The sequence below is a fragment of the Pseudomonas sp. LBUM1647 genome (genome assembly GCF_059716175.1).
Window position 1 is genome coordinate 1,167,675 of the sequence record NZ_CP166809.1, and the last position, 16,805, is coordinate 1,184,479.

Below are 16,805 nucleotides of genomic sequence, written 5' to 3' on the forward strand. Positions count from 1 at the left end.
AATGATAACGCAGCTGATGTCAATGAAATGCAACGGGCTTGAATCCGACAGTCAAGGCAAAAACAGGCTGCCCGCCCGCCAAGCGCAGCACAATTGAAAGCCCCGAAAACTCGGGGCTAATCCCAAGGGATCGTATGTGAACTTAAGCCTCCCAGCCCGCCCCACTGACCGCCGCCTGCGCCAGTGGGTGCAAGTCTGCCCCCTGATGCTCCGTCTGCCAGGCCAACAACTCCTTGCGCATACCGGGCGTCCAGTACATCTGCAGGTGATTACGCACGCCGAGCACGGCCTGTTGCTGGTCCGGTTGGCTGGCGAAGTACTGGGCGATCTGGTTGGCCATTTTGATCAGATTGGCGGTGCTCATCGGCGTACCTCGGCTTTAGTGCCACGCGCCTGACGACGATCTTTGAGCAAACGGTCCTGTTCGTCGCTGAATTCCTGATAGCGTTTTTGCCACTCGGAAGGGTGGTAAACGCGGCTGACTTCCACGGCGGTGACCTTGTACTCCGGACAGTTGGTGGCCCAGTCGGAGTTGTCGGTGGTGATCACGTTGGCCCCCGATTCAGGGAAGTGGAACGTGGTGTACACCACGCCCGGGGCGACCCGTTCGGTGACCCGCGCACGCAGTACGGTCTGGCCGGCGCGGCTGCCGATGCCGACCCAGTCACCTTCGTTGATGCCACGGCTCTCGGCGTCGGTCGGGTGGATTTCCAGACGGTCTTCGTCGTGCCAGGCGACGTTTTCGGTACGTCGGGTCTGGGCGCCGACGTTGTACTGGCTGAGGATGCGCCCGGTGGTCAGCAGCAGCGGATAGCGATTGTTGACCTTTTCGTCGGTGGGCACGTAGCCGGTGAGCATGAAACGCCCCTTGCCGCGCACGAATTCCTCGATGTGCATGGTCGGCGTGCCGTCCGGTGCCGCGGCGTTGCACGGCCATTGCAGGCTGCCGTGGCGATCCAGTTCGGCGTAGCTGACGTTGGTGAAGGTCGGCGTCAGACTGGCGATTTCATCCATGATTTCTGATGGGTGCTGGTAGTTCATCGGGTAGCCCAGAGCGTTGGCCAGGGCCACGGTGCCTTCCCAGTCGGCCTTGCCGCCCAGAGGGTCCATGACCTTGCGCACTCGGGAGATGCGTCGCTCGGCGTTGGTGAAGGTGCCGTCTTTTTCCAGGAACGAGCAGCCCGGCAGGAACACATGGGCGAACTTGGCGGTTTCGTTGAGGAAAATATCCTGCACCACGATGCATTCCATGGCCGACAGGGCTGCGGTGACGTGCTGGGTATTCGGGTCGCTTTGGGCGATGTCCTCGCCCTGGCAATACAGGCCCTTGAAGCTGCCGCTGAGGGCGGCTTCGAACATGTTGGGAATGCGCAGGCCCGGATCGGGTTGCAGGGTGACGTTCCAGGCCTGTTCGAATTGTGCGCGAACGACCTCGTTGGAGATGTGTCGGTAACCGGGCAGCTCGTGGGGGAAGGAGCCCATGTCGCAGGAACCCTGAACGTTGTTCTGACCACGCAGCGGGTTCACGCCCACGCCTTCGCGGCCGATGTTGCCAGTGGCCATGGCCAGGTTGGCGATGCCCATGACGGCGGTGCTGCCCTGGCTGTGCTCGGTGACGCCCAGGCCGTAGTAGATCGCCGCGTTGCCGCCGGTGGCATACAGACGCGCGGCGGCACGGATGTCGGCTGGGGCCACGCCGCAGATCTCACCAAGCACTTCCGGCGAGTTTTCCGCGCGGCTGACGAACTCGCGCCAGTGAGCGAAATCAATGTCCTCGCAACGGGCGTCGATAAAGGCCTGGTTGAGCAGGCCTTCGGTGACGATGACGTGGGCCAGGGCGTTGAGCATGGCGACGTTGGTGCCCGGGCGCAGGGCCAGGTGCAGTTCGGCGCGGGCATGCACCGAGTCCACCAGATCAATGCGTCGTGGGTCGATGACGATCAGTCGCGCGCCTTCACGCAAGCGGCGTTTGAGCTGGGAGGCGAACACCGGGTGGGCGTCGCTGGGGTTGGCGCCCATCACCAGAATCACGTCGGCCTGCATCACCGAGTCGAAACTCTGGGTGCCGGCGGACTCGCCGAGGGTTTGTTTCAGGCCATAGCCGGTCGGCGAGTGGCAGACCCGCGCGCAGGTGTCGACGTTGTTGTTGCCGAAGGCGGCGCGCACCAGTTTTTGCACCAGGTAGGTTTCTTCGTTGGTGCAGCGGCTGGAGGTGATGCCACCAATGGAATCGCGGCCGTATTTCTGTTGCAGTCGGCGGAATTCGCTGGCGGCGTAGGTCACCGCTTCATCCCAGCTGACTTCCTGCCAAGGGTCGTTGATGTGCTGGCGGATCATCGGCTTGGTGATGCGATCCGGGTGGGTGGCGTAGCCCCAGGCAAAGCGCCCTTTGACGCAGGAGTGGCCGTGGTTGGCCTGCCCGTTTTTGTCTGGAACCATGCGCACCAGTTTGTCGCCTTTCATCTCGGCGCGGAACGAGCAGCCCACGCCGCAATAGGCACAGGTGGTGATCACGCTGCGTTCAGGCTGGCCGAGTTCGACCACGCTTTTTTCCATCAAGGTCGCGGTGGGGCAGGCTTGCACACAGGCCCCGCAGGACACGCATTCCGAGTCGAGGAAGTTCTCGCCACCGGCGGCCGCGACCCGGGATTCGAAACCGCGCCCGGTAATGGTCAGGGCAAATGTGCCCTGGGTTTCTTCGCAGGCACGGACGCAACGGTTGCAGACGATGCATTTGCTCGGGTCGAAGTCGAAGTAGGGGTTGGACGTGTCCTTCACTTCGGCCAGATGGTTGTCGCCTTCATAGCCGTAACGCACCTCCCGCAGGCCGACCTGGCCGGCGACGGTTTGCAGTTCGCAATTGCCGTTGGCCGAGCAGGTCAGGCAGTCCAGCGGGTGATCGGAGATGTACAGCTCCATGACATTGCGGCGCAGGGTCGCGAGCTTCGGGGTCTGGGTGTGCACGGTCATGCCTTCAGTGACCGGCGTGGTGCAGGATGCCGGGTAGCCGCGCATGCCGTCGATCTCCACCAGGCACATGCGGCACGAGCCGAAGGCTTCGAGGCTGTCGGTGGCGCACAGTTTGGGAATGGTGGTGCCGAGCAGCGCAGCGGCGCGCATCACCGAGGTGCCTTCGGGCACGCTGATGCTGCGACCGTCGATGTTCAGGGTTATCTGCACGTCGCTGTCGCGGGCCGGCGTTCCAAGATCGATATCGGTGTTCGGGTCGAAGAGAGTGATCATTGGTCGGCCTCCGAGGATTGCAGACCGAAGTCGGCGGGGAAGTGCTTGAGGGCGCTGGCGACCGGAAAGGAGACCATGCCGCCCAATGCGCACAGCGAACCGTATTGAAGGGTGTCGCACAGGTCCTTGAGGATGATCACCTGCTCATCGCGACCGCTCTGGTCAGGCGCAGCCAGCAGGCGGTCGATCACCTCCACGCCGCGGGTCGAGCCGATGCGGCAGGGGGTGCATTTGCCACAGGATTCCTCGGCGCAGAACTGCATGGCGAAGCGCGCCATGTGAGCCATGTCCAGGCTGTCGTCAGCCACCACCACACCACCGTGACCGAGCATCGCGCCGATGGCGGCGAACGCTTCGTAATCCAGCGGCGTGTCGAATTGCGACGGCGGCACCCAGGCACCGAGCGGGCCGCCGACCTGAGCGGCTTTCAGTGGTCGGCCACTCGCGGTGCCACCGCCGTAGTCTTCCACCAGTTCGCGCAAGGTCAGGCCAAAGGCCCGTTCCACCAGGCCGCCGTGACGAATATTGCCCGCCAGCTGGAAAGGCATGGTGCCGAGGGAGCGGCCCATGCCGTAATCGCGATAGAACTGCGCGCCCTTGGCCAGAATCAGCGGCACCGAGGCCAGGGTCAGCACGTTGTGCACCAGCGTCGGCAGGCCGAACAGGCCCTTCAAGGCCGGGATCGGCGGCTTGGCGCGGACGATCCCGCGCTTGCCTTCGAGCGAGTCCAGCAGCGCGGTTTCCTCACCGCAGATGTAAGCGCCGGCACCGACTCGCACTTCCATATCAAAGGCCTGGCCGCTGCCGCCGACATTGGCGCCGAGATAACCGTTGGACCGGGCAATCTCCAGCGCTGCGCGCAGTGTCGCCACGGCAGCCGGGTATTCCGAGCGCACATAGATGTAGCCGTAAGTCGCCCCAACGCACAGACCGGCAATCGCCATGCCTTCGATCAGGAGGAACGGGTCGCCTTCCATCAGCATGCGGTCGGCGAAGGTGCCGGAGTCGCCTTCGTCCGCGTTGCACACAATGTATTTCTGCGTCGCCTGGGTGGCGCGCACCGTGCGCCATTTGATCCCGGCGGGGAAGGCTGCGCCGCCACGGCCACGCAGGCCTGAGTCGAATACCTCCGTCGCGGTCTGTTCGCCACCGATCGTGACCGCTCTTTTCAAACCCTCGAAACCACCATGATCCCGATATTCATCAAGGTACAGCGGCTGGGTGATGCCGGCGCGGGCAAACAGCAGGCGTTGTTGCGTCTTCAGATAGGGCAACTCTTCCACCAGGCCCAAGGCCAGCGGATGAGCAGACGGATCGCCACGCAGGGCTTCGAGCACCGACGGCACATCGGCCGCGGTCAGCGGGCCGAAGCCGATACGGCCTCGCGGGCTGTCCACTTCCAGCAGCGGTTCCAGCCAGTACAGGCCACGGGAACTGGTGCGTTGCAACTCCAGAGGCACAAAGCGTCCCCGGGCATGGGTGATAAGGGCTACCGCAACCTCTTCGGCACCCACGGCACGGGCCAGCGAATCACCGGACAGATAGAAAACTGGCATCAAGCGTCCTCCCGGCAAGCATCAAGCAAGGCGTCCAGACGCTCGGCACTGAGCCGCGCATGCACCTGACCATCCAGCTCCAGGGCGGGCGAGCAGGCGCAGGCGCCGAGGCAATACACCGGCCGCAAACTGATGCTGCCGTCGGCGCTGCTGCCGTGGTCGTCCAGTTGCAGACGTTCGCGTAACTGCGCCGCGAGCTGCTCAGCGCCGCGACTCTTGCACGACTCGGCGCGGCACAGACGAAGGATATGCCGGGCCGGAGGCGCGGTACGGAAGTCATGGTAAAAGCTGATCACCCCGCGAACCTCGGCCTGACTCTGATTGAGGGCGTGGGCAATCTCGGGAATGGCCGCATCGGGGATGTAACCGATGCGTTCCTGAATATCATGAAGGATGGGCAACAGTGCGCCCGGGGAGCCCTTGTGGCGCTCCAGCAGGCTGTTGACCATAGGCAGGTGCAACATCTCATCAGGCATTCAGCAATCCTCACGGTCACGGACAAACCAGATGGTTGTCGGTCGTCCGAAAGTGTCGGCTGCGGCACTCACACCACGTCACGGTATCGTGGCAATTTCAGGCCGTTGGCCAGGGCACCCTGAGCGGGCATCTTGTTGTGCCCGGCGCGGTCTTTGCCGCACCTCTTAAAGGGCATAAAAGGCAGATTGCCACGCTGCCTTTGATTTAACTGCACCAAAGCGACGTGTTCGGTTCTGTCTACGACTACCTATTAAGTCTAGAAGAGCGCAGCCCGAGGCGTTCGCTCACTGAGTATTTTTCAGGTAATCCTTGAGTGCGATGAGCGGGGCATCGAGCTCGCTTGTGCCAAGCTGAAGGGGTGTTGGAACGCCGTGCATTCAATTGCCGGTCAGGCTAACCCCCAAGGGGTCCATGACATGAACACCACTCATGCATCGCACGTCCGTCGAGAGTTCTACAAAGCAGTCAGGTTCTACTTTCACGTTGTCTGGCCAATTTTTTCCATCCTGCTGTTTTTGATTGTGCTGTTCGGCCTGATCATCAGCTATCTGGAGGGATGGGATCCTTTTGACGGGATCTACTTCGCGTTCGTGACCGGCCTGACCATCGGTTATGGAGAACTCGTCCCCAAGCTGGCCGTCTCGCGGGTGCTGGCGATTTTGCTGGGATTTAACGGGGTGCTGATGACGGCGATATTTGCGGCGATTAGTATTAGGGCGATTGAGATTGCTGTGCGGGCGACGGGGCAGGGGGAATAGCGGAAGCCGTTGGCTTGGTCGGTTGTGCTGGAGCATGGTTGAGAACTGATCAGTGCAATTGATCGAAGGTGACGGTGTGGCCTGGCGGGTGAGTGGGGTGAGGCGGAGGATCCATGTTCACATCAAAGGAGCGTAACTGATCCATAAACCCCGCCAATCCAAGCAGACGGCGCGTGAGATTGGAGTGAAATCAAATCATGCTGGCGGTTCGTGGCGCAGTTACTTCATTTTTTGTGGCCTGATATCCACCACCATCTCCACCTGTACGTTTTTGATCGGTGAAAGCAAGTGCGGCGAAATATTCCAGCGCTGGCCGTTGTCGGTTGCCACAGTGACGGTTTTGCGGTTGAACTTCATGACCGTGCCAGACAGGCGCTCACCACTGGGTGAGTCGAAGCTTACCCGTGCTCCTGGATGGAATTGCATCATCGATAATTGATGATTCGACGTCAGTAACTCATCGACACTCAGATGATCAATATTGATACTCATGATGCCCTCCAATTCCAGGGTAGCAGCGCCTCAAAGTCTTCAACCAACACAGCCTGCGGTAATCGCTCCAGTACGTGGCGCAGTCACGTATAGGGCTCCTGACCGTTTGCCTTGGCAGTCTCGACCAAACTGTAGATCTGCGCACTGGCGGTGGCACTCTTGGGCGTGTCACTGAATAACCATGCTTGCGACCGATAACAAACGGCTTGATTGCTCTTTCGGCGGCATTGTTGTCTATCGGTAAAAAGCCGGCCTCGATGTAACGCTCCAGCCGGGATGGCCCCGCGAGACAATGGCCTCACGGGGGAATGGGTAAATTATTTAGAGAACAGCACACTATGGAAGTTGGGCAGTCATGATAACGTCAGATCACATTTAACAATACTGGCTGAGCGATTCGTCCCGGTCCTGCTTCACTTAGCATCTGGCGTAACTTAGCGACGTTGCTTTGGAATCCCGCCTTGTTGGTTGCCAATTGATCAAGCAATGAAGTCGTCATCATGATTGAGTCAGCATTGGTTGCGGCAGGGTTCCTGATATTGACACCGGGCTTGAACAGCTCCCCGATGTGAGCCCCCATCAAATTACTCGAGCGATCAACAAATTCCCGGCCTTTGGACAGGTTCATAAGTTCCCTGACGTCGACATCACCCGGTTTGGTCCTGTTCTCCAGTTGCCTGCCGGCATAAGCGTAATCGAAGGTGTGCGGCTTGCCGTGAGAGATTTCATGGAGCAGCGCATCGGACATGGCTGAAGTACTAAAGCCAGTTTCCTTGTGGTAGCCACAGATTCGAGAGGTGTACATATTTATGAACTTTTCGTTGTTCGACGGCGCCCCCGCCCATACCTTGTAGTTAGCCTGCGACAGTGATGCCATCGCCATGTCGTCAGGAAGGCTGGACTTGATATTGATATTGTCAATGGATACTTTTTTCAAGTCGTTGCTCATGTTTTCGAGCGCAGTTCTGTATGACTTTAAACCGTCGGCTGTGTCAGTACCCAGAAAAGTCTTGGTAATAAACTTAACATCCGATGCCTCTTCGAGGTTGTCGAGCATGCTCAACGCGCTCTTCGCCTTGTTTCTCGCGCCTGGCAGCGCATGGATCATCACTGATCGTACGTAGCTTGTGGGGAACAGTCTCGCTTTCAAAGGCAAATGGGCAGCGTCACTAGACAGGAAGTTACTTAGTTTCTTGCCCCAAGGCTTGCCGGTGGCGAGATTGAGTGCATACCAACTGTCCTGACGCTTGATGGCCAGAAGGCTGATCGACTCGGAACCGTTCTCAATTGACTTCCACATTCCGGGCACAACATCGCTACGGTTGGCTGCTTTAATTAAGTCATAACTTTGCGGACTGCCTGTCAGTCGCCGAATTTGGTAAGTGGCTAAGTCAATCGTATTGGCCCCGTTTTTGCTCAGCTGTATGACACCTTTTTTGAAAAGGCGTGCACCGCCGTGTACTAGCGACGGCACGCCGTCGAGCGGATTGAACATCGACACAGCAAAGCTGCTGCTGACTTTGACGATACTCAACACCTTAGAGGTCAGAGGTCCGCTTTTGGCCGCGATACTGGCGATCTTGCCACTGACGCCAATCAGCCCCCCTATGAGACCCAATCCATCAAGTATGCAGCCTTTCACACCGTCGACAATACGCTCGTCTTCGCCAGAGGAAATATCTTCGATGCACTTTTTGAACGGTACGATCATATCGATCACTGCCGTTTCTAATGCTTCATCTCGCGCTCGGTCTTCCTCCATTTTAGTTACACCTTTCGCCGAGGCATAGAGTTCTGGACGTGTGGCTATCGGGTTGTACTTCAAGAGCGAGTAAGCGACTTCACCCACTTGCGGCATAAAAAATGTAACAGTCTGGCTCGTTGGAATTGGGTTGATGTACTGCTGGTCCGGGAACACATCACAGAGTTTTTCAACCACCACCCATGAGTGCTGATCGGAGCGTGCCGATCCACCATCCATATAGGCCTCGATATCTAGCGGCCATTGCAAGACTTCAACTTTTTCATGAGAGGCTGTAGACGTCACGCTGGGTGTGGCATTGATGAGATTGTTGGCGATCAGTAATCTAACCAAGTCTGGTCGATAACGACATTCGCCCCTTAGTGTGAATAACTCATAGGCGCGGATTTGTCCTTTGTATTCACTTGAGATAATAACGCCGTAGCGGCCTCTGATGGCATTTCGGTCATTTAGTGTTTCATATTTCCAATAACTCTTTCTGACGGTGTAGCATTTCAACTGGCCTTGAGTGATGAACAGTCGGTCCTGCTCCGGCAAGTTCGACAAGGCGAGCTTTATGCTGGTCGCCAGACCTGTTATCAAGTGCGTGTAATATTGATCGAACGCCTGTTCAAATTGAGGCGCTATGGGTTTTAAGTTGTGAAGGTATTTCAGTGCCCTGGACGCCTCTGGCTGTTTGCCGTTGAGCTTAAGTTTTGGAGAGAGTTTCCCATTAATTACCAATTCGCCGGACATGTGCAAGTCGACGATTGAATAGTTAATATATTTTGTATCGGTGAACATCCCCTCTAAGAAGTTTGTGTCAACTTCCATGCTGAGCGTATCTTTTCCTAAATAATCGCCCTTAGGAAGTTCTCGATGCAACTCGTTGAGGGTTATCTCTCGCCGACTGGGCAATGGGCTGGCGAGCGCGTCTATAGATTGAGCCAGTGCCTCGGCATAAGCGTTATAACGAGAGAGCGCCCACTTGAGCTGGTCTTCGCCGTATTCTCCTTGCGCGTTATACTTCAGAAAGTCATTCATGACAGCCCAATCGATAATCGGATACATTGCCAGGCTATCAAGGAGCAGTGCATGGGACTGGTTCAGCGGTGCAATAGCAGACACCTCCAACAATTCGGAGTAGGTCATCGAGCGCGAAGCCCCGGGTTCGTTTATCTCCACAATGCTTACCGCGCGACACAGCGTAATCCAACCCGGTGTACCAACAAGTACGACAGACGAAAGGTTTTTTATCAATAGTTCAGGTGCCGTACCCGCGAGTAAAACATGTGCTGCAAGCGGGGCTGCGAAAGGAGGGACCCCTGCATGGACAATCAGGTGATCCTCAATATCGCAGAGCACGTCTTCGGTCGTGCGCCCCAGGTTGGAGGGCTGATAAAGATCGTACCCAGCGACCATGTTTCTCTGTCCCCCGGCCGAAGGGTCGAAGTCGATAATGAGGGCGGCCAGGACAGATAGTGCGAGGTGTTCATCATTAGCGGCTTCATCATCAGTAATCATTTGCCAACCAAGGCGCTCATGTATTTTTCGCCCCAATGCCTTTGCAGATGCTCGTCGCAACACGCTCTGCAATATTGCCTCGGCATTTTCTCTCATCTGTTCACGAGTAATCAGCGATATATTTGTGTAGCTGATGTATTCCAGTAGGCTTCTCTTGCCCGCGGTCAGTTCCTTAATCAACTCTGCGATGACACTTTTGTCCTCGGAGGTTAACTGTAGTGCCGATTCGGTGGGGGACATCAAGGGCGCCCAATAGTTTCCCGACGGGGGGCTGGGAGGAAGTTGCAACTTTAGAAATGCAATCAGATTTTCTGTCTGGGCGATGCTTGCTGGTAGTGGGTATCCGTGAAATTCGAGCCACTGCTCAACGAAGAAGAAGTTATCCCAGCATACGCGGTCGCCCGTCAATTTCGCGCCTTCAGCGATTACTGACAAATCATCCAGAAGTGTCGGTTTGTTTTTGACGTAGCTTGTAATGTCAATAAAATCGACTGCACGTGCAACAAAGATGCTGCCCGCGGCGTCAACAAAGACGGGGTTGTAGTCGGGAACGCTAACCTGTTGCAAGATTGCTGTGAATTCTTCTTTCTTCTTCATTTTTGCCAATATGTGGAAGAAGGGGGCTTGGGTCTCGCAAAGGCTGGAGCCTTCGACAGGTAAAATGGACTGTTCCCGCCAAATTACGGTTATGTTTCTTTTTTGGTCGGCAAGTGCCGAGTACAATACGTTAATGATTTGTAGTTTTTCACGATCATCGCCTTCTTTGGAGGTTTTAGAGTGATGCAGGTGGTTAGTTGATTGCAAGTTTAATTGGGTCATAAATAAGGTCTGCCTGTTCAGTAATTTGGAAGTGTGAATATTGTTGTGTTGTGTGTGGTGATTTGCTGAGGTAGTGCTGCTGAAGAATGCGGGTGTTTAATTCAATAAGGAAGTCAGAATGCTTGTCGTGTTGTTTCGTGGTGTTGGTGTTGGTGTTGGTGTTGGTATTGTGTTGTGGGGTTTATATAGCTAGGACGCTGAAGTTGCTTTGTGACAGAGATTAGTGTGTGACGTTGTGTTTGAGGCTGGCTTGCAGCGTATCTTCTACCCAGTTCCTCACATGAAAGGGCTGCTGGCTGTTCATGCAAACTTTGGGCAATACGTTATTCGATGAGTGGTATGTAAAAAAAGGCGATGTCAGACGCGTTACCAGTCATTCCTGGCCGGTTCCTCTGATCGGACTTATTGCTGAGTTATTCACTGCCGATAATTGAACGTCAGTTGCAGGCTGCGTGTTAGAGCATGCAAGCTCATGTTCGGAGGCAGCAGTGATGCGTTGCAAACCTACCAGGTTCTAGTGGCGCAAGGGGGAGTGTTAGCGATCTGAGATTATGAGCGATTTAAATCAAGCGCTTGGTGGTGTACGGGATTGCCCGTCCACGCAGGCGATGAAGATGCCTTTTACTCTGCGTGTTTGAAGCTCTGTGACTACTTTCAGCCAGAATTTGGAATCTTCAGTCCATGCGATCCACAATTCTAGTGCTTCTTTTCGATCGTCCATATTGACGCCAATGGCCAAGTAAACCGCCTTGGTTCTGACCGCGCCGCTGTCGCGCACTTTGCCGTGAATGCAATCGAGGGCTCGAACATTCCCTGGCGATCACGGGGAATTTTCAGCGGTAGCTCGCCAAAGTCGCCCTTGAGCGTTTTGCTGCTATGGCCGTTGCGAGCATTTCCTTCGGCATTGGTAACCGCTGCGCTTTTGTCATGACCCAGGTGCTCGGTCATTTCAGCTTCCAGGGCTCGTTCGACGAGCATCTTGGTGAGCTGTTTGAGCAGTTCGCGCTTTATAGGCCGCCTGCCTTCATTCATTGAATTTCTTTCAGATAATCCTTGAGCGCGATGAGCGGTGCATCAAGCTGCTGCATCGTCCGCGCATTGCTGAAATCAGCTGACAACTTGTGTAGTTCGCGCCCCAACGGCGTCCCCATACCACCCAAAGCCTCCATCGCCAAACCCACACAATGCGCCACTCTAAACTGGATCGCGTCAACATCCCCCCGACGCACCAACAACCCAAACACCTCCCGCTCATAATCACTCATGATCGGATCGTCCCGCAAAATCGGACTTTCACCTTCCGACTCATAAGCCAGCTTGAGGGCGAAAAGGGCAACGGTTTCCAGTGGCAATTCCATTGTGTGAATCCTTGATTCGTTAGCCGAGCGGTTTGGGTTGTTGCGCCTCAAAGCAAGATCAAAAGATCGCAGCCTTCGGCAGCTCCTACGGGGTGGCGGGGTGGGCTCACTTTCCTGCAGACGAAAAAAAAGGCCTTGCAAAGCAAGACCTTTCTTAATTTTGGTGCCCCGAGGGAGACTCGAACTCCCACTTCTTGCGAAAACGGATTTTGAATCCGCCGCGTCTACCAATTCCGCCATCAGGGCTCAATGGCGGCGAAGTATAGAGATGAGATAACCGTCGGTCAATCAGGTACATGGAGAATTTTTGATATTTCCGCTAGACTTCCCGGCCCTGCTAGACGAACCCCATCATGCGCGTTGCTGACTTTACCTTCGAGCTCCCTGATTCGCTGATCGCCCGCCATCCTTTGGCCGAGCGTCGCAACAGTCGCCTGTTGACCCTTGATGGGGTCAGCGGCGCCCTGGCACACCGTCAATTCACTGATTTGCTCGAGCATTTGCGCCCGGGCGATTTGATGGTGTTCAACAATACCCGGGTGATTCCGGCGCGGCTGTTTGGCCAGAAGGCTTCCGGCGGCAAGCTGGAAATCCTGGTGGAGCGGGTGCTCGACAGTCATCGCGTGCTGGCCCATGTGCGGTCGAGCAAGTCGCCGAAGCCGGGGTCGAAGATCCTGATTGATGGCGGTGGCGAAGCCGAAATGCTGGCGCGCCATGACGCGTTGTTTGAGTTGGGGTTCGCCGAAGAGGTGTTGCCGCTGCTCGATCGCGTCGGGCACATGCCGTTGCCTCCTTATATAGACCGCCCGGATGAAGGTTCGGACCGCGAGCGTTATCAGACGGTCTACGCCGAGCGTTTGGGCGCGGTAGCGGCGCCGACGGCGGGGCTGCATTTCGATCAGCCGCTGATGGAAGCGATTGCCGCCAAGGGCGTCGAGACTGCGTTCGTGACCTTGCACGTCGGCGCTGGCACCTTCCAGCCGGTGCGCGTCGAGAAGATCGAAGACCACCACATGCACAGCGAATGGCTAGAAGTCGGCCAGGATGTGGTCGATGCCGTCGCAGCCTGCCGCGCTCGCGGTGGTCGCGTGGTGGCCGTGGGGACCACCAGCGTGCGTTCTCTGGAAAGCGCCGCGCGCGATGGCGTGCTCAAGCCGTTCAGTGGCGACACCGACATCTTTATCTACCCGGGCCGGCCGTTCCATGTGGTCGATGCCCTGGTCACCAACTTCCATTTGCCCGAATCCACGCTGTTGATGCTGGTTTCGGCGTTCGCCGGTTATCCCGAAGCCATGGCTGCCTATAAAGCAGCGGTGGAGCATGGTTACCGCTTTTTCAGCTACGGTGATGCGATGTTTATCACCCGTAATCCGGCGCCACGCGGCCCTGAGGAAACAGTATGAGTCGTATGTCGTTTGAGTTACTTGCTACTGACGGCAAGGCTCGTCGCGGTCGTTTGACCTTCCCGCGCGGTACCGTCGAGACCCCGGCGTTCATGCCGGTGGGCACGTACGGCACGGTCAAGGGCATGTTGCCGCGGGATATCACCGCCACGGGCGCGGAAATCATTCTGGGCAACACCTTCCACTTGTGGCTGCGTCCTGGCACCGAAGTGATCAAGAAGCACGGCGACCTGCACGATTTCATGCAGTGGAAAGGCCCGATTCTGACCGACTCCGGCGGTTTCCAGGTGTTCAGCCTGGGCGCCATGCGCAAGATCAAGGAGGAGGGCGTGACCTTCGCCTCTCCGGTCGACGGCGCCAAAGTGTTCATGGGCCCGGAAGAGTCGATGCAGGTCCAGCGTGATCTGGGCTCGGACATCGTGATGATCTTTGACGAATGCACCCCGTACCCGGCTGACGAAGACGTCGCGCGGGTATCGATGGAGCTGTCGTTGCGTTGGGCCAAGCGTTCGAAAGAAGCCCATGGCGACAACACGGCGGCACTGTTCGGCATCGTTCAGGGCGGTATGCACCAGGATTTGCGCATGCGCTCCCTGGAAGGTCTCGACAATATCGGCTTCGATGGTCTGGCCATTGGCGGTCTGTCAGTGGGCGAGCCGAAACACGAGATGATCAAGGTCCTGGATTACCTGCCGGGTCAGATGCCGGCTGACAAACCTCGTTACCTTATGGGCGTTGGCAAACCGGAAGATCTGGTTGAGGGTGTGCGCCGCGGTGTGGACATGTTCGATTGCGTGATGCCAACCCGTAATGCCCGCAATGGGCATCTGTTCATTGATACAGGCGTGCTGAAGATCCGTAACGCGTTCCATCGCCATGATGATACGCCGCTGGATCCGACGTGCGATTGCTACACCTGCCAGAACTTCTCCCGTGCTTATCTGCACCATCTGGACAAGTGTGGCGAAATGCTGGGTAGCATGTTGAATACCATCCACAATTTGCGCCATTACCAGGTGCTTATGGCTGGTTTGCGCGAGGCTATTCAACAGGGTACATTGGCCGCCTTTGTCGATGCCTTCTACGCCAAACGCGGGCTTCCTGTTCCGCCTTTGGACTGAGTTTTCTGACCCCAAGATTCAACATTTGCAACTGGAGTGCTAAATGAGCTTTTTTATCTCTAATGCCATGGCTGACGCGGCTGCACCTGCTGCAGGCCCAATGGGTGGCGGCTTTGAGTGGATTTTCCTGGTCGGTTTCCTGGTCATCTTCTACCTGATGATCTGGCGTCCACAGGCCAAGCGCGCCAAAGAGCAGAAGAACCTGCTGAGCAGCCTGCAGAAAGGCGACGAAGTTGTGACCACCGGTGGTATCGCCGGCAAGATCACTAAAGTGGCAGACGACTTCGTTGTTCTGGAAGTTTCCGACACCATCGAAATGAAGTTCCAGAAAGGCGCCATCGCCGCCACGCTGCCAAAAGGCACGCTGAAAGCGATCTAAGTTTCAACTTCTACTCAATCGACGGGGCGCGCAAGGCGCCCCGCGTCATAAGCGGGCGGCGTGATGCTGAACAAATACCCTCTGTGGAAATACATTCTGATCCTGGCGGTGCTGGCGGTCGGTCTGATTTATTCCGCTCCCAATCTATATCCTGATGACCCGGCCATTCAGGTCAGCGGTGCAAGCACTGCGCTGCAAGTCAATCAGGCTGATCTGGATCGTGTGAGCGCAGCGCTCAAGGAATCCGGTATCAACGTCAAGGCTGCCACCCTGGCAGCAAACGGCAAGGGCGGTCTGATTCGTCTGACCAAGGCTGAAGATCAGCTACCTGCCAAAGACGTCGTGCGCAAGGCATTGGGTGATGACTACGTCGTTGCACTGAACCTGGCACAAACCACCCCGCAATGGCTGCGTAGCCTGGCCGCGCACCCGATGAAGCTGGGTCTGGACTTGTCCGGTGGTGTGCACTTCCTGCTGGAAGTGGACATGGACAAAGCCCTCGACGCTCGCTTGAAAGTGTACGAAGGCGATGTGAAGAGCCTGTTGCGTAAAGAGAAACTGCGCTATCGCAGCCTGCCGCAACTCAACGGTGCCATTCAGCTGGGCTTCACTGATGAAGCAGCCCGCGAACAAGCCCGTACGCTGATCCGCAAGAGCTTCAACGATTTCGACATTGTTCCGGCCGACCTCAATGGCCAACCGGTACTGCGTCTGGCGATGACCCCGGCCAAGCTGGCGGAAATCCGCGAATACTCCATCAAGCAGAACTTGACCACGGTACGTAACCGCGTCAACGAGCTGGGTGTTGCCGAGCCAATCGTTCAGCGTCAGGGCGCCAACCGCATCGTGGTTGAGCTGCCGGGCGTGCAGGACACCGCCGAAGCCAAGCGTATCCTCGGCAAGACGGCCAACCTTGAGTTCCGTCTGGCTGCTGAGCCGGGTGCTTCGAAAGCTACCTCCGAAACCTTCGAGTTCCGTGAAGGCAATCGTCCGTCAGCACAGATCGAGCGTGGCTTGATCATCACCGGTGACCAGGTGACTGACGCCAAGGCTGGCTTCGGCGAGCACGGCACGCCAGAAGTGAACATCCGTCTGGATGGCCACGGTGGCGAGCTGATGAGTCGTGCGACCCGCAGCAACGTCGGTCGCAGCATGGCGGTGATCTTTATCGAGCAACGTCCGGTTACCACTTACGTCAAGCAAGTGGTTAATGGCGTCGAGAAAGACGTGCCGGTCCAGACGTTCAAGGAAGAGAAAAAGATCATCAGCCTGGCGACCATCCAGTCGCCGCTGGGTGCTCAGTTCCGCATCACTGGCCTGAACGGCCAGGGCGAGTCGTCCGAACTGGCGCTGCTGCTGCGTGCCGGTGGTCTGGCTGCCCCGATGTACTTCGCTGAAGAGCGCACCATTGGCCCGAGCCTGGGTGCCGACAACATCGTCAAAGGTATTGATGCATCGCTGTGGGGCATGCTGTTTGTCTCGCTGTTTATCATGGCCATCTACCGCTTCTTCGGCATCATCGCCACCGTCGCTCTGGCGGTGAACATGGTGCTGCTGCTGGCCCTGATGTCGCTACTGGGTGCAACGCTGACCCTGCCGGGTATCGCCGGTATCGTGTTGACCATGGGTATGGCCGTCGACGCCAACGTTCTGATCTTCTCGCGGATACGTGAAGAGATTGCGGCGGGTATGACCGTACAACGGGCAATCAACGAAGGCTTCGGCCGGGCATTCACCGCGATTCTCGACGCCAACCTGACAACCTTGTTGGTCGGCGGGATTCTCTTTGCGATGGGCACCGGTCCAGTCAAAGGTTTCGCAGTGACCATGTCCCTCGGGATCTTTACCTCGATGTTCACGGCCATCATGGTGACCCGCGCGATGGTCAACCTGATTTTTGGCGGTCGTGACTTCAAGAAGTTGTGGATTTAAGG

Annotated in this window: 12 protein-coding genes, 1 tRNA gene and 2 pseudogenes; 5 read left to right on the top strand and 10 right to left on the bottom strand. The window is 57.0% G+C overall.

Features of this window, described 5'->3' with window-relative positions; all coding sequences use genetic code 11:
* Positions 1–142 precede the first annotated feature (142 nt).
* The 4 genes from ACA059_RS05215 to ACA059_RS05230 are packed head-to-tail and all read right to left on the bottom strand — an operon-like array spanning position 143 to position 5,275.
* A complete protein-coding gene (locus ACA059_RS05215; RefSeq protein ID WP_283189968.1) occupies positions 143–364 on the bottom strand; it encodes a formate dehydrogenase subunit delta in 222 nt (73 codons plus the stop codon).
* Positions 361–3,243, bottom strand: a complete 2,883-nt coding sequence (fdhF, locus tag ACA059_RS05220) for a formate dehydrogenase subunit alpha (RefSeq protein WP_497632982.1) — start codon at positions 3,241–3,243, stop codon at positions 361–363. Before fdhF ends, ACA059_RS05215 begins: the two co-directional genes overlap by 4 nt.
* Complete coding sequence (locus ACA059_RS05225; RefSeq protein WP_497632983.1) at positions 3,240–4,799, bottom strand: formate dehydrogenase beta subunit; 1,560 nt, start codon at positions 4,797–4,799, stop codon at positions 3,240–3,242. The genes fdhF and ACA059_RS05225 overlap by 4 nt, the downstream gene beginning before the upstream one ends.
* The gene (locus tag ACA059_RS05230; RefSeq protein WP_497632984.1) at positions 4,799–5,275 is read right to left on the bottom strand and encodes a formate dehydrogenase subunit gamma; all 477 of its coding nucleotides are present in this window, start codon (positions 5,273–5,275) and stop codon (positions 4,799–4,801) included. The genes ACA059_RS05225 and ACA059_RS05230 overlap by 1 nt, the downstream gene beginning before the upstream one ends.
* Before the next feature lie 417 nt (positions 5,276–5,692).
* Here ACA059_RS05230 and ACA059_RS05235 point away from each other — a divergent pair, with 417 nt between their 5' ends.
* Positions 5,693–6,034 (top strand): potassium channel family protein, encoded by a 342-nt coding sequence (locus ACA059_RS05235; RefSeq protein ID WP_497632985.1) that lies wholly within the window; start codon positions 5,693–5,695, stop codon positions 6,032–6,034.
* 219 nt (positions 6,035–6,253) lie between these two features.
* Here the strand turns inward: ACA059_RS05235 and ACA059_RS05240 are convergent, their stop codons facing one another.
* From ACA059_RS05240 to ACA059_RS05265, 6 genes and pseudogenes are all read right to left on the bottom strand, one after another.
* Positions 6,254–6,526: a hypothetical protein gene (locus ACA059_RS05240; protein ID WP_497632986.1), complete on the bottom strand. Its 273-nt coding sequence runs from the start codon at positions 6,524–6,526 to the stop codon at positions 6,254–6,256.
* A pseudogene (locus ACA059_RS05245) lies at positions 6,523–6,803 on the bottom strand (transposase domain-containing protein); the annotation flags it as partial. The pseudogene ACA059_RS05245 and the gene ACA059_RS05240, both read right to left, overlap by 4 nt.
* A gap of 87 nt (positions 6,804–6,890) precedes the next feature.
* Positions 6,891–10,610 carry a hypothetical protein gene (locus ACA059_RS05250; RefSeq protein WP_497632987.1) on the bottom strand — a complete coding sequence of 1,240 codons (3,720 nt, stop codon included), beginning with the start codon at positions 10,608–10,610 and terminating at the stop codon, positions 6,891–6,893.
* A gap of 577 nt (positions 10,611–11,187) precedes the next feature.
* A pseudogene (locus ACA059_RS05255) lies at positions 11,188–11,609 on the bottom strand (transposase); the annotation flags it as partial.
* Positions 11,610–11,638: 29 nt separating this feature from the next.
* The gene (locus ACA059_RS05260; protein ID WP_497632988.1) at positions 11,639–11,968 is read right to left on the bottom strand and encodes a hypothetical protein; all 330 of its coding nucleotides are present in this window, start codon (positions 11,966–11,968) and stop codon (positions 11,639–11,641) included.
* A 161-nt stretch (positions 11,969–12,129) separates the two neighbouring features.
* Positions 12,130–12,214, bottom strand: a tRNA-Leu gene (locus tag ACA059_RS05265).
* A gap of 107 nt (positions 12,215–12,321) precedes the next feature.
* Between ACA059_RS05265 and queA the strand changes: the two genes are divergently transcribed.
* The 4 genes from queA (at position 12,322) to secD (ending at position 16,803) form a co-directional block, all read left to right on the top strand.
* Entirely contained in the window at positions 12,322–13,371 is a 1,050-nt protein-coding gene (gene queA / locus ACA059_RS05270; RefSeq protein ID WP_064679573.1) for a tRNA preQ1(34) S-adenosylmethionine ribosyltransferase-isomerase QueA, read from the top strand.
* A gap of 5 nt (positions 13,372–13,376) precedes the next feature.
* Positions 13,377–14,492, top strand: a complete 1,116-nt coding sequence (tgt, locus tag ACA059_RS05275) for a tRNA guanosine(34) transglycosylase Tgt (protein ID WP_497634626.1) — start codon at positions 13,377–13,379, stop codon at positions 14,490–14,492.
* A 43-nt stretch (positions 14,493–14,535) separates the two neighbouring features.
* Positions 14,536–14,871 carry a preprotein translocase subunit YajC gene (gene yajC / locus ACA059_RS05280; protein ID WP_008147715.1) on the top strand — a complete coding sequence of 112 codons (336 nt, stop codon included), beginning with the start codon at positions 14,536–14,538 and terminating at the stop codon, positions 14,869–14,871.
* A 63-nt stretch (positions 14,872–14,934) separates the two neighbouring features.
* Entirely contained in the window at positions 14,935–16,803 is a 1,869-nt protein-coding gene (gene secD / locus ACA059_RS05285; RefSeq protein ID WP_497632989.1) for a protein translocase subunit SecD, read from the top strand.
* Positions 16,804–16,805: the final 2 nt, after the last annotated feature.